Here is a 12,436-nt window from a genome sequence, read left to right as displayed (position 1 = left end):
GCGACGGCTCATTTAATTCTGAACAAGAGCCCCCATGGGCTGTCCTCTTCATCGCCGTCAGGACGGGCCGCGCGTCTTCGCCTCACTCTTCCGCTGACCGCGCTGCCCGTCGCCTGCAGGGGCGTCTGGAGCCTGTATGCTCGAGCTGTCGGCAAGGCGGGGTTCACGCCCATCATCGACGACAGCGCGCGGTTCGTTGACGCGCTCTCGGGTGACGGGGCGGCTGATATGGAGGTCCTGCTGCGGATAGGGCATGATGATCCCTTCCTTCTTGAAGCGCTCCAGGATGGCGATACGCAGATTATTGCGGATCGGCATGCCGTCGGAGAGATCGGCGATATAGAAGCGCATTTCGAAATCGAGCGAGGATGGTCCGAAGCGCAGGAATTCGACATGCGGTTCGGGATTGCGCAGCACTTTCGGAACCGCCTTCACCAGTTCCAACAAGATGGCCATGACCTTGGCCGGATCGCTGTCGTAGCCGACGGAGACCGGGATCTCGGAGCGTGCCAGGCGGTTGCGATGGGTCCAGTTGCCAACCGACGCATTGATCAACTCCGAATTCGGGACGATGATCGATTGCTGGCGGAAGGTCTCGATCTCCGTGGCCCGCACCGAGATGCGCTTGACGATGCCCTCGGATGTCCCGGAGACGATCCAGTCCCCGACCTTGAACGGCCGCTCAACCAGGAGGATGAGGCCGGACACGAAGTTCGAGACGATGTTCTGCAGCCCGAAGCCGATACCGACGGACAGGGCGCTGGCAACGAGAGCAAGGCTGGAAAGATCGATGCCAGCCGCCGAGATGCCGATCACGGCGGCGATGGCCACGCCCAGATAGCCGATGCCCGTCTTGACCGAATTGCGCACTCCGAGATCGACCTGGCCGCGCGCCATGACGTTGCCATCCAGCCAGCGCTGGAACCAGCGGGTGACCAGGTAGCCGCCGACGAAGAACAAAATCCCGGCGAAGATGCCGACCAGGGAAATCTTGATACTGCCGAGCCTGATCTCGGTGAACATCCGATAAAAGAAGAGTTCAAGGTCCTGGATGTGGAAGCCCCAGGACAAAAGGATGAGCGGGATACCGGTCATCAGCGCGAAGACGTAGATCGCCAGCCCCGCCACCAGGCCCGCCTGGTCGAGCATCGCACCGCTGATCTTCAAACGCCGCTGGAGAACGCGGCCGACCGAGGTTTCCGGAAAGGACTCCTGGTCCGAAACCGCCTTGCCGAGCAGGATGCCGAGATACATGGTCACGATGACGGCGCTGGTGACGATCAGCTGCAGGGCGATGAAGCGGGCAAGTCCGACATAGCCGATAAGGGCGGTAAAGATCAGCCCCACGCCGATCAGCCGCAGGATAATCGCCATGCCGTGCGGCCAGCGTCGTCCCGGTGCATCGGGGTCGCCGCTCCGGGAAAGGATCGGCTTGCCGAACGACACGGCAATGAAGACCAGCCCGATGATCAAGGCCGCAAAGAAGCTCTTCGCCACGGTGACGATGACAGGCGATCCCATGGATTCGCTGATGCGGTTGAGAACGAAATCGAGGCCATTGACGATGGAAATCGCCAGCAGGCACCAGCCGACCGAGCGGGCACCCTTGTTGGAAAGCTTCACCAGCCGCCAGCTGGGCTCGAACGGCGCGAAGATGGCGTTCACGACCCGGGCAACGAAATAAACCAGGCCGATGAAGCCGAACACGGCAGCAAAGACGGGCGCGATATCCGGCCGCAGCACATTGAAATTCTGGAGGAGGAAGAACGAGATGACCAGCGCCGCAGCGACTGACAGGGTGCGGATCATAGTCGACCAGAAGGCAATCGACAGACGGCTGATGTAGGCCGGCGCCTCGATTGTCTCGTCGCGATAGAAGTAGCGGCCGAAGAGCCGATATCCGCCGAGCATGAGGACGAGGCCCGAAACAAGCGAAAGCGCGACGGCCGTGATGAGAGGTACGCGCTTGAACTTCCATGCGAAGGTCGCCCAGCTGACGACGGCGTCGCGGAAGTTGACAGCCTCCCGCACCAAGGCCTGCCCAGCATCGTCGAAGGTCGAAAGCGACAATGCCGTGCGTCGGAACAGCGTCTCGGCAAACAGCCGACGCCGCATCTCGGTGATCTGGCCGGAAACCCGCGCGGCAGCCGTGGTCAGGTTGTCGGCGTCGCCCATGACGACATTCAGCTGCGCGATGGACGCCGTCAGCTTTTCGCGTTCCTGCGTGACGATCGGCGCTTCAGGCGGCTGCCCGTCTTTTGGCGGAGCACCAATTTTCGCAAGCCGAGCGGACAATTCATCAAGGTGCGGTTTCAATCGACCGGAGATGGCTGCTGCAGTGCTGTTGAGGTCGTCGGCTTTGCCGGCCAGAGCGACAAGAGCGTCGTCGTCCGACATTGCCTTCTTGATGCTGTCCTCGAGCGAATCGAGCTGCTTTCGCGTCCGTGCAATCTCCGCGGACGTCCGGTCCAGGCCCGGAGTGCTCGCCGAGTTCTCACCTGCCGCTTTGTCCGGCTGGGGAGATGCGGCTTGCGGTGCGGGAGCGGTGGGCGGAGCATTCGGCGATGGCGTATCCGGTGCGACGGTTGCAGGCGGTGAGGCAACGGCGGGAGCGGCTGTCCCAGGCGATGTCAAGTCCTGCGCCAGAGCGCCGGACAGCATCGGCGATACCGACAGACCAAGCGTAAAAGCAAGAGCAAGCAGCGAATTCAGGATCTGGCGCAAATTCTTCCCCATGACGAACGGATAGCCGGCGAGACCGCCGCTGCCGCTTGTAAGGCAAACAAAGGCGACAGAAAGGCAATTGGTTCAGCCTCTTCCACTGGCGAAATGTCCCGCGGGTTTCCGGTATGGCTCAGTCGATGGAGAAGTTCAACATCGCGCGTGTCCCCTTGTGATCGGGTGCATAGAGGATGCTCGCCTTGAGGCTGGAAGCCATGGCGGTCAGGATCTTGGTGCCCAGCCCCGTGCCCTTTGCCGGTGCCGACTGATCGAAGCCGATTCCGTCATCTTCCACATGAACGCGAAGGCCGCCCTGATCGGTCTGATCGAGAACGACGCGGATCTCACCCGCCTGACCTGCAGGATAGGCGTATTTGAAGGCATTGGTGACCAGCTCGCTGATGATCAGCCCGAGTGTGATGACCTTGTCGGTCGACAGCGACACGTCTTCGCAAATCAGCACGACGTGATGCGGTCGCGTCTCATCGCGCATCGAAGCCTCGAGCTCCTCCAGAAGGCTTTCGAGATATTCGTTCAGCCGCACGGTACCGACTTCATGGCTGGTATAGAGCCGGCGATGGACGCTGGCGATCGCGCTGATGCGGATCTGCGTTTCCTGCAGCGCATCGATGGTGACCTGATCCTTGGTCACCGACGCCTGCATGCGAATGAGTGCCGCGACCAGCCCAAGGCTATTGGCGATGCGATGATTGACTTCCGACAGCAGAAGCTCGGCGCGATCCCGCTCATGCCGGATGACCGCTTGCGCGCGCAGCGTGTCGCGCCGGAAACGAGCCCGCTCGAGCCCCTGCGCCAGAGCCGCCGCCAAAAGGTCGAAATAGTCCGACGATACGCCCTTCATCACGTAGTCGTCGGCGCCGGCCTTCAGCGCCGCCACCGCCACGCCGGCATCTCCTGAGCCTGTCGCGTAGATGACGGGCGGGTGGTCGCCGGACGAGACGATCAGTGGCAGGATATCGAGGCCTGTTTCGCCCTCAAGGAAGTGATCGAGGACGATCGCGTCGATACCGCCGTCCGCCAGCCTCTGCAGACCGGCAGCGCCGTCCTTTGCCAGATGAAACTCGTAGCCGCGACGCTGCATGTTCTTGCGCGTCAGAACGCCAAGCGTCTCATCGTCGTCGATATAGAGAATATGGATCGCAGCGCCCGCCGCGAGATCCTGCCCGGTCATTCGACCTCCGGAATCTTCATCACCGCGACAAACATGCCGAGCTGCTGGATCGCATGCACGAACTTGTCGTACTGCATGGGCTTGCTGACATAGACATTGGCGCCCAGATCGTAGCAACGGGCGATCTCGCGCGGATCGTCTGTTGTCGTCAGCACGATCACCATGGCGCGGCGCGTATGCTCGTTGGCCTTGACCTTCTGCAGGATGTCGAGGCCGCTCATGTCGGGCAGGTTGAGATCGAGAAGGATGAGGATTGGCTGTCCTCTCGAAGGCTCGCCGCTGCCGTCCTTGCCGAGCATGAAATCCAATGCATCGCCGCCCGTCACGAAGGGCACGATCTCGTTGGTCACACCGGCACGGCGGATGTTCTTCTCGATCAGCCGCGCATGGCCTTCGTCATCCTCGATCATGATGATCTTGACGGTATTCGGGGAACTCATCATTTGAGATCTTCTCTTTTCAGCCGCGCCAGATCGGCGGCAATCTTGACTTCGAAAGTGGTACCCTGCCCGAGCTCCGAGCGGACAGTGACATCCCCACCCAGTCGGCGCGCCAACGCGCGCACATGGGCAAGTCCGACGCCGTCTCCGGGCATGTCCTGACGGCCCGACCGGCGGAACAGCTCGAAGATACGCTCACGGTCGCCTTTAGCGATTCCACGGCCATTATCGCTGATTTCGACGCTCGCGAACATCCCGTGTCTGCGCCCCTCTATCGCGATGGTGCCGCGACGCGACGCATCCATATATTTGATGGCATTGTCCAAAAGGTTGCCCATGATCTGCTGGAGGGCCAGCCGATCCGAATACACCTCCGGCAGGATGCCCTCAACGGCAACCTCGATCCCCGCCTCATCGAGCCGGTGGCGCAGCGTCGCCAATGTGTCATCGACGAGTTCAGTCAACTTGATGGGATCACGGTGCAGCTCACGGTTTCCGGCGCGCGCAAGCACGAGAATCTGGGTGATCAGGTTGTCCATACGGCGCATGGACGAGCGGATGAAGCCGAGCGCTTCGGGAATATCCGTCTCCACCGCTTCGCGCGCGGCGCTGCCTTCGAGCGTTGCCAGTCCATCGCCATGCTTGGCAAGATAATCCTTGAAGACCTGAGAGGCGCGATCGAGTTCCTCGGTAAAGCCCATGATGTTGACCAGCGGCGCCCGCAGGTCGTGGCTGACGATATAGGCATAGGCCTGCAGTTCGTCATTGGCCCTCTGCAGCCCCTGCGTGCGGGACGTCACCGTTTCCTCGAGGCTCTCATTGGCATCGGCCAATTGCTGGCGTGCCGCCTCCACCTGACGGTGATTGTCGTAGATGAGCTTCATCGCGCCTGCGGCAAGCGCGACGAGCAGGGCCGCGCTGACCGCAATGATCGCGGACAGGGACGTCGTCGATGTTTTCAGCGCCGCAATATGCTCACTGGAATTCTCGCTTCCCCGATCCTGGATCTTGTCGATCTGGTCGCGAAGCTCATCCATCAGTGAAATGCCAACGTTCGAGCGGACGATTGCGATCGCGCCGCTCGGATCGCCGGCAGCCCGGAGGTCGACGGTTCGCTGCATTTCGGAGAGCTTCTGCTCGGTCAGCCGCTTCAGATGGTCGAGCGATGCCTGTGGAACGCCGATTGCCAGGAGATGCGGTGTCAATGCCGCAATCTCGCTTGGGATCGCCTTCGCAGAGGCGGAAAAAGGAGCAAGATAGCGATCATCACCGGTCAACAGATAACCGCGCTGGCCGGTTTCCGCATCCTGTGCGGAGCTAAGCAGGCGCAGCACCCGGCTGTTCAACCGGCTGGCATCGACGGCGAGATCGGCTTCTTCACTGGCGCGGCCACTGAAATAGAGGGCGCCGAGCACGACGACCAGGAGGATCACTGCCCCCATTGCAAGGATTGTCGGAACCGATTTGAATATGGATTTAATATTGATTAACATGCTTAAAACAATATCCCGCCAGCGTATGGTCCGGCAGGGTAGCGAAATCGGGTGCGTATCGCCGTCACGCTCCGCAAAACGCATTTCTTGGCCTTTGGTTCCACAAAAAAATCTAATTGTGAAACAATTTTAGACGGTGACACGTCTGGGCCGGAGGTTTCCCCAGGTGCAGCAATGCCGCCCGACTTCTCGCTAAGACCAGAACGACCGAGCCTCCGCCGGTAGCTTCTCCATACAGCGATTGAAAGCGACAAGATCGACGTACCGGAGGACAACGCGCACGACGTCTCGGATCGCGGTGTCGGGCGAGAAGTTGTGGTTGACGCGCAGGGACTTGACCTCCGAAGTCATGACGTCGACGTCCCACGTCTCGATCCGTTTCGACGTGCTGTCCCAGTCCTGGACAAAAAGCGCTCTGAGCATTGCCGGCAGAACCTGCGCGAAAGCGATCGCATCATGAACGTCGAGCCGCCGCCGGAAGCACCGCAGGACGCCCTCGGTCGTCGTGAACGCCTGGTTTCTGGTTCCCAATCCGGACTCTTCGGCGACCTCGGCAAGGAACTGTTCAAAGTTCTGCGAGGCAAGCCGATATTCCATGGGCACTGGCATCAGAACATCCTCTCACTCATCGCTTACTTCACAGACCCCGTGGTCGGTCGTCATCAGGCTACTTCCTGAAACGCTGTAGCACGAAGCAAAGAATGTCCGATCGGGAAGCGGCGCGGAAATATCGTCCCTTCAGGGTCCGTCCCGCGCAGTCTGACATCAACCGAGCTGGGAGGCCTGGTGACCGGCCGGCTCCTCGTCCAGCCCCTGCGTGCCGCTCGCAACGAATTGCTCGAGCGTCATATTGTCGAGGATCGTCGCAACGGCGTCCCTGACTACGGTCATCGAGCGCCTCACCTGACAGCCCTCCGGATCGACGCAGTCGTCGCAGGCCTCGAAGGCCGTGCGGCTCGCGCAGCGGATCGGCGCCAAGGGGCCGTCGAGGGTGCGGATCACATGCCCGATTCGGATCTCGCCTGCCGGCCGCGACAAGGAATAGCCGCCGCCGGGCCCCTTCTTGGAGCGCAGCACGCCGGAATTGCGCAGCTCCAGCAGGATTGCATCGAGGAATTTCTTCGGAATATTGTTGCGGGTGGCGACGTCGTTGATGAAGGCTGTCTGGCCCGGCCCCAGGCGCGCAAGATCGACCAACGCCTTCAGACCGTATTTCCCTTTTTTCGTCAGCATAATATTCGATTACCTGGAAGGCTTTCGCCGCAGCACTTCGCCACCTGGCGGGCACGCCTGCTGCGTAGCGCCGGCAAGCTGATCAGGCAAGCCGATATCGCAAGAATTGCATCGCTCTCAAGCGATTGTCACCTTTCGTCAGCGCAGAAAGAGATCGAGCGGACCGCCGATCACATCCGATGCAGTCGCCGAACAGCCGGAAAACCGGCAAGCACCGCCTCGGCGAGCCTGTCGGCCACGAAAATCGCGTGTTCGGTGACCTGTGGAAGACCCATCAGCTCGCCAAAAGTACCGCGCGCCAAAGGGCCGGCAATGAACAGGGACGGCGTCGCCTCGCCCGCCGGACCAACCGCCTCGGAGAGATCGCTGCAGGCAAGTCCGAGACCGGTCGGGTCGATCGCAAGGTATCCCTTCGCGGCGAGGCCGGAGAGCAGCGGCTGGCTGCGCAAAATACCCCCATGGCCCGGCCCGGTGGTCACCACGACCGCGTCGAAGTCGCGCTCGATCAGCCGGTGGGACCGACTAAGCCGGAGCCTGCACCGAATGGCGCTGTCGACCATGGATACGCCCGCGACCGATCCGGCGAGCACGTCCATTCGCCCCGAAGCGATGGCGTTCTCGCTCGCCGCCTCGACCTGCGGCGCAACGCGGAACCGATGCACATCCCAGAACGGCCGGAGATGGCGGGCGATGCGCCTTCGCTCCGCAACGCGCAGTCCCCGCCACAGCGCTTCGCCCTGGCCGCGCACGCGGTCGATGACGGCGTGCCATGTCAACCCCTCGGTTGCGGCGGCCCTGATCGCGGCGCGCACACGCTTGACGAGGCCGGAAGCCGTTTCCACCGGCGAGGAAAGGAAGTCGCCGAAAGGCTCCTGGACGGACGGCGGATGGCCGCGCGACCGCAGACCGCGTCGAGAGATCGTGGTGATGCGGCCGATATGCCCGGCAAGACCGAGAGCCGCCACGACGTCGGCCGATGTCAGCCCGTTGCCGACGATCAGCACCCGGTCCTCAGCCCCGATCCCGGCCAGCGCATGCGGCAGGGTCGGATCGGCGACGAAGCGGGGATGGCCCGCAAGGACGGAGGCCAAAGGCTCCGGCGCCGCAGGTGCGGGATGGCTGGTGGCTATGACCAGAAAATCCGCCACGATCGCCTCGCCCGCATCGTCGACCAGATGCCAACGACCGTGCTGCTGCTCGGCCCTCATCAGCCGCCGGCGGACATGACGAATGGCGCCATCCCCGACAAAGGGTCGGACCATGGCATTCATGTAAGCGCCGAACAGGCTGCGCCTGGGAAACAACGCACCGCTGTCGGCACGGGCGTCCGCGTCATCGGCAAGCGCGTCGTTCTCGTCGATCCAGCGCTGAAAATGTTCCGGATCGTCCGGCAGCAGGCTCATCCGCGTCGACGGGACGTTGATCCGATGGGCCGGTTCGACGCTGTCATAGGCCAGACCTGCGCCGAGCATTTCGCGTGGTTCGAAGATGACGATGTCGCCCGTCCGGAACAGACCGGTGCGCGCCAGATGATAACCCACCGCAGCGCCGGAAACCCCACCGCCGACGATGGCAACGACGGGACCTGTTTCAGACGAAGAAGGCATCATTCGCTCCTTTCGTAGAGCGGCGTAGTCGCCGGCCATACGCTTGCAGACTGCGGGATCAATATACGCTGCGTGCGACCTGGCAAGGGACGAGCTTCCGTCGATGGAAGGTCGGGCGGAATGTTTTTGCCGCGGGCTTCCGCACCCGGAAGTTTTGCCATGACTTCGGTCAGTACCCAGAGTACACTAACCATTCTCTTGAGGAGGAGAAAACAATGGAAATCATCAGGATGCTGACGGCGTTCGACTATCTGTTGCTTGCCGTACTGTGCGGCGTTTTCGTACTCGCCATGGTCAACGCCAAGAGCCACTTCTAAACGTCACGATGCGGGCCGGAGCATGGTCAACGCTCCGGCCCGCCCATATTCGACGATCCGTTCCTCCGACTGGGAGAGCGGTCGGGCAGGTGTTAAAGGGTTACCTTGGCATGGTCGCCCATGTCCGGCTTTGAGTCGGAGACGGCGGCAGCGAACATCTTGACGTAGCTGACGACGGTTCCCGGGCTATCCCAGTACTCCGCATATCGCGGGGTGACTTTCAGCACGCGGATGGAAGGGTCGTCGGCATTGTCCCACCAAGCCTTGGCAGGGGTGGAAAATAACTCGTGGATGCGCCCGCGGTCGTTGCTGATCTCTGCATCTCCGGTCACCGAGACATACTTCTGGCCCTTGCTGTCTGCGAAGGCGAGACCGACATTGTGCTTCTGCTCGATTTCCCCGTCCTTGTGGCTGGCGGCGTCGGTCAGAAAATAGATCGCATTTTCGATGGGCTCGACATGAGCCGCCATTGGCCGCGAGCGTATGTCTTCCCCGACCCGGGTGGACAGCATGCAGAACATGATCTTTTCCATCAGTTCCCAGGTGCGGGTCGCGTTGTCGTCAGTCTGTGTCATGGGTATTACCTCTTTTCGATTGGCCGGCATCAGATGAAGGGCTTGCCGCCGGTAACGGCGATCGTTGCGCCAGACACGTAGCTCGACAGCGGGTCGGCGAGCATCACGTAGGCGGTTGCCAGTTCAGCCGGTTGGCCGGGGCGTTTCATCGGCGTCTGCTTGCCGAAGCTTGCAACGCTGTCTTCCGGCATGGTGGAGGGGATGAGCGGTGTCCAGATCGGTCCCGGCGCCACCGCATTGGCGCGAATGCCCTTCTCGGCAAGCATCTGCGCAAGGCCGCCGGTGAAGTTCTGGATGGCGCCCTTGGTGGTCGCGTATGCGAGCAACGATGGATTGGGCATATCAGCATTGACCGACGTGGTGTTGATGATCGAGCTTCCAGGCGCCATATGCGGGACGGCGGCCTTGGTCAGGTAGAACATCGCATGGATGTTGACCTTGAAGGTGAGTTCCCACTCCTCGTCGCTGATCTCGCCAATGTCCTGGAACGTGTCCTGATGGGCGGCATTGTTGACGAGAATATCGATGCCACCGAGTTCCTCCACAGCGGTTTCGATGATCTTTCGGCAATGTGCCGCATCCTGGATATCTCCGGCAACCAGCACAGCCTTCCTGCCGGCATCCTCGATCTGCTTCTTCGTCTCCAGCGCGTCGTCATATTCATCGAGATAGGACACCAGAACATCGGCGCCTTCCCGCGCATAGGCGATCGCCACGGCGCGGCCGATGCCGCTGTCGGCGCCTGTGATGACGGCACGCTTGCCAGCGAGGCGACCTGAGCCCTTGTAGGACGTTTCGCCGTGGTCCGGAGCGGGGTCCATAGCGGCGGTATGGCCGGGCATGGCCTGTTTCTGCGTGGAAAATGGCGGCTGGGGATAATCCGTCATGATGGGTCTCCTGTTTGGCTTAGAGCAGACCGTTTAACCAGTCTGGCGGCTCATGGTTCCGTTGGAGGCACCTGGCGCTGGCTCTCCTTCCCTGCCCGCTGCCACCCTCTGCCGCGATTGTAGGAACTTCGAAGCGCCCCGACTGTTTATCCTCGACACAAGAGGAGTTACGCGATGAACGACAATCTTCAGGAAGCCGACGCCACCGGAACACTCGAACTGATGGGTGAAACAGCGCCAGTGTCCTACAAAGTGAGCGCCGGCGGCGATCAGCAGGACGGCAAATTCGTCGTCAAGGTCGCAGTCAAGGCACCTCGCGACTGGCTGCTGAAGCGCGGATTTAAAACCTCCGCGACATTGGTGAGACAGGATGGAAGCCGGCTGGACCTGCACCACGATGGCGAACTGGATGTCGGCGAAGCGGTTTCGGTTGAGCTAATGGCGGTTGACGACAGCAGCAGCACCGACAGCGATGCATTGCGACGCAACTATCCAGAACTACGCCTTTGACGCAACAGTAGATGACGCCGTAGAAAAAGGGCAACGGCTGCTGCTCGCTCGGCCATGCCGATTTCCGCAGCGTCGACCGCGAGGAGGTATTGCCGGTGCGGGCGCATCTCAGGGGTTCACATGGTCAAGCGCAGCGCCGGTATCCTGATCTATCGTTTCGGCACGGCCGGCGGGCCTGAGGTCCTGCTCGTTCATCCCGGCGGCCCCTTCTGGGCCCGCAAGGATATTGGCGCCTGGTCGATACCGAAGGGCAATGTGGAGCCGGGAGAAGACGATCTCGCCGCCGCGCGCCGTGAAGTCCATGAGGAAATCGGCACCCGCCTCGACGGCCCCTTCCAATGGCTGGGAGAGTTCCGCCAGCCCGGCGGCAAGATCGTGGTCGCCTGGGCCGCACAGGCCGATATCGATGCTGAAAGCGTGGTCAGCAACGATTTCGAGATGCAATGGCCGCCGAAGTCCGGCCTGATCCAGCGCTTTCCAGAAGTCGACCGCGCAGCCTGGTACAATCTGACAAACGCCGAGGAAAAAATCCTTATAGGCCAGCGGCCGATCCTCGCAGCCCTGAAACCACTCCTCTCCCAATGAGACGGTCGTTGAAGGCTGTGGCCGCGTTTTGAGAAATGATTGCTAGTCGTTGAGGATCATCCATGTCGGCGCGTGATCGCTTGCATGTTCCCAACCGCGAACGGCCTTGTCGACGCCTGCATCTGACAAGCGCTCGGCAAGACCGGGACTGAGGAGGAAGTGGTCGATGCGCAGCCCGGCATCTCGCGCATAGGCGTTGCGCAGATATTTCCAGAACGTGTAAATTCGCTCATCCGGGTGCACCGTCCGAAGAGCATCCGTCCACCCCTGGCCGACGAGATCGCCAAAAGCACGACGAACGTCGGGATGGAAAAGCGCGTCGTCGACCCAGCGCTCGGGGTTGTAGACATCCATCTCGTCCGGCATCACGTTGAAATCACCGGCGATGACGACCGGCACCTCGAGTTCCAGAAGCTCAGCCGCGTAGTCGCTCAGGCGCTTGAACCAGGCAAGCTTATAGTCGAACTTCGGACCCGGCCGCGGATTTCCGTTGGGGAGGTAGAGACAGCCAATCAGGACACCATCGACGGCCGCCTCGATGTAGCGGCTCTGGATGTCTTCCGGGTCGCCCGGCAGGCCGCGCCGCGTTTCCAGCGGCGCGCTGCCCCGAGCAAGGATCGCCACGCCGTTCCAGCTCTTCTGACCATTCCAGATGGCGCCATAGCCAGCCCGCTCTATCTCGCGCCGCGGAAACTTGTCATTCGGCGCCTTCAGTTCCTGCAGACAGACCACGTCCGGCTCGGCCTCGTCCATCCAGCGCAGGAGGTTGTCGAGGCGCCCATTGATGCCGTTGACGTTGTAAGTCGCGATTTTCACCGGCAGCCATTCCTCGAGAATTTCAGCGCGATCGGCTAGGAACGCGTCAAGCGGCGATAA

12 protein-coding genes are annotated in these 12,436 nt (G+C 61.5%); 2 read left to right on the top strand and 10 right to left on the bottom strand.

Going from position 1 to position 12,436, the window contains the following annotated elements:
- Nucleotides 1-57 precede the first annotated feature (57 nt).
- From VH564_RS11155 to VH564_RS11115, 9 genes are all read right to left on the bottom strand, one after another.
- Nucleotides 58-2,736, bottom strand: coding sequence for a mechanosensitive ion channel family protein (locus VH564_RS11155; protein ID WP_423339887.1), 2,679 nt, complete (start codon nucleotides 2,734-2,736; stop codon nucleotides 58-60).
- A gap of 118 nt (nucleotides 2,737-2,854) precedes the next feature.
- The gene (locus VH564_RS11150) at nucleotides 2,855-3,913 is read right to left on the bottom strand and encodes a histidine kinase dimerization/phosphoacceptor domain -containing protein (RefSeq protein ID WP_423339886.1); all 1,059 of its coding nucleotides are present in this window, start codon (nucleotides 3,911-3,913) and stop codon (nucleotides 2,855-2,857) included.
- Nucleotides 3,910-4,356 (bottom strand): response regulator, encoded by a 447-nt coding sequence (locus tag VH564_RS11145; RefSeq protein ID WP_374108266.1) that lies wholly within the window; start codon nucleotides 4,354-4,356, stop codon nucleotides 3,910-3,912. Before VH564_RS11145 ends, VH564_RS11150 begins: the two co-directional genes overlap by 4 nt.
- Nucleotides 4,353-5,795, bottom strand: a complete 1,443-nt coding sequence (locus tag VH564_RS11140) for a sensor histidine kinase (protein WP_423339885.1) — start codon at nucleotides 5,793-5,795, stop codon at nucleotides 4,353-4,355. Before VH564_RS11140 ends, VH564_RS11145 begins: the two co-directional genes overlap by 4 nt.
- A 243-nt stretch (nucleotides 5,796-6,038) precedes the next feature.
- Nucleotides 6,039-6,455 (bottom strand): DUF2267 domain-containing protein, encoded by a 417-nt coding sequence (locus tag VH564_RS11135; RefSeq protein WP_423339884.1) that lies wholly within the window; start codon nucleotides 6,453-6,455, stop codon nucleotides 6,039-6,041.
- A 156-nt stretch (nucleotides 6,456-6,611) separates the two neighbouring features.
- Entirely contained in the window at nucleotides 6,612-7,079 is a 468-nt protein-coding gene (locus VH564_RS11130; protein ID WP_423339883.1) for an RrF2 family transcriptional regulator, read from the bottom strand.
- Between the two features lie 170 nt (nucleotides 7,080-7,249).
- Complete coding sequence (locus tag VH564_RS11125; protein WP_423339882.1) at nucleotides 7,250-8,686, bottom strand: FAD/NAD(P)-binding protein; 1,437 nt, start codon at nucleotides 8,684-8,686, stop codon at nucleotides 7,250-7,252.
- A gap of 409 nt (nucleotides 8,687-9,095) precedes the next feature.
- Nucleotides 9,096-9,578, bottom strand: coding sequence for a pyridoxamine 5'-phosphate oxidase family protein (locus VH564_RS11120; protein ID WP_423339881.1), 483 nt, complete (start codon nucleotides 9,576-9,578; stop codon nucleotides 9,096-9,098).
- 29 nt (nucleotides 9,579-9,607) lie between these two features.
- Complete coding sequence (locus VH564_RS11115; RefSeq protein ID WP_423339880.1) at nucleotides 9,608-10,465, bottom strand: SDR family oxidoreductase; 858 nt, start codon at nucleotides 10,463-10,465, stop codon at nucleotides 9,608-9,610.
- A 174-nt stretch (nucleotides 10,466-10,639) separates the two neighbouring features.
- Between VH564_RS11115 and VH564_RS11110 the strand changes: the two genes are divergently transcribed.
- Nucleotides 10,640-10,975 carry a hypothetical protein gene (locus VH564_RS11110; protein ID WP_423339879.1) on the top strand — a complete coding sequence of 112 codons (336 nt, stop codon included), beginning with the start codon at nucleotides 10,640-10,642 and terminating at the stop codon, nucleotides 10,973-10,975.
- A 120-nt stretch (nucleotides 10,976-11,095) separates the two neighbouring features.
- Entirely contained in the window at nucleotides 11,096-11,560 is a 465-nt protein-coding gene (locus VH564_RS11105; protein ID WP_423339878.1) for an NUDIX domain-containing protein, read from the top strand.
- 42 nt (nucleotides 11,561-11,602) lie between these two features.
- On the opposite strand, the gene xth is transcribed toward VH564_RS11105, so the two are convergent.
- Nucleotides 11,603-12,376, bottom strand: coding sequence for an exodeoxyribonuclease III (xth, locus tag VH564_RS11100; RefSeq protein WP_423339877.1), 774 nt, complete (start codon nucleotides 12,374-12,376; stop codon nucleotides 11,603-11,605).
- Between the last annotated feature and the right edge of the window lie 60 nt (nucleotides 12,377-12,436).

Source organism: Rhizobium sp. HT1-10, assembly GCF_049472505.1.
Taxonomy (GTDB): Bacteria; Pseudomonadota; Alphaproteobacteria; order Rhizobiales; family Rhizobiaceae; genus Rhizobium.
Note: the sequence above shows the minus strand (reverse complement) of the source record. Positions and strands in the feature narration are given on the sequence as shown.

Bases quoted from the DNA above. Each gene is read 5' to 3' on its own strand.
- VH564_RS11155 (WP_423339887.1), bottom strand. From the start codon at position 2,736: ATGGGGAAGAATTTGCGCCAGATCCTGAATTCGCTGCTTGCTCTTGCT.
- VH564_RS11110 (WP_423339879.1), top strand. From the start codon at position 10,640: ATGAACGACAATCTTCAGGAAGCCGACGCCACCGGAACACTCGAACTG.
- VH564_RS11145 (WP_374108266.1), bottom strand. From the start codon at position 4,356: ATGATGAGTTCCCCGAATACCGTCAAGATCATCATGATCGAGGATGAC.
- VH564_RS11115 (WP_423339880.1), bottom strand. From the start codon at position 10,465: ATGACGGATTATCCCCAGCCGCCATTTTCCACGCAGAAACAGGCCATG.
- VH564_RS11105 (WP_423339878.1), top strand. From the start codon at position 11,096: ATGGTCAAGCGCAGCGCCGGTATCCTGATCTATCGTTTCGGCACGGCC.
- VH564_RS11150 (WP_423339886.1), bottom strand. From the start codon at position 3,913: ATGACCGGGCAGGATCTCGCGGCGGGCGCTGCGATCCATATTCTCTAT.
- VH564_RS11135 (WP_423339884.1), bottom strand. From the start codon at position 6,455: ATGCCAGTGCCCATGGAATATCGGCTTGCCTCGCAGAACTTTGAACAG.
- VH564_RS11140 (WP_423339885.1), bottom strand. From the start codon at position 5,795: ATGGGGGCAGTGATCCTCCTGGTCGTCGTGCTCGGCGCCCTCTATTTC.
- VH564_RS11130 (WP_423339883.1), bottom strand. From the start codon at position 7,079: ATGCTGACGAAAAAAGGGAAATACGGTCTGAAGGCGTTGGTCGATCTT.
- VH564_RS11125 (WP_423339882.1), bottom strand. From the start codon at position 8,686: ATGCCTTCTTCGTCTGAAACAGGTCCCGTCGTTGCCATCGTCGGCGGT.
- VH564_RS11120 (WP_423339881.1), bottom strand. From the start codon at position 9,578: ATGACACAGACTGACGACAACGCGACCCGCACCTGGGAACTGATGGAA.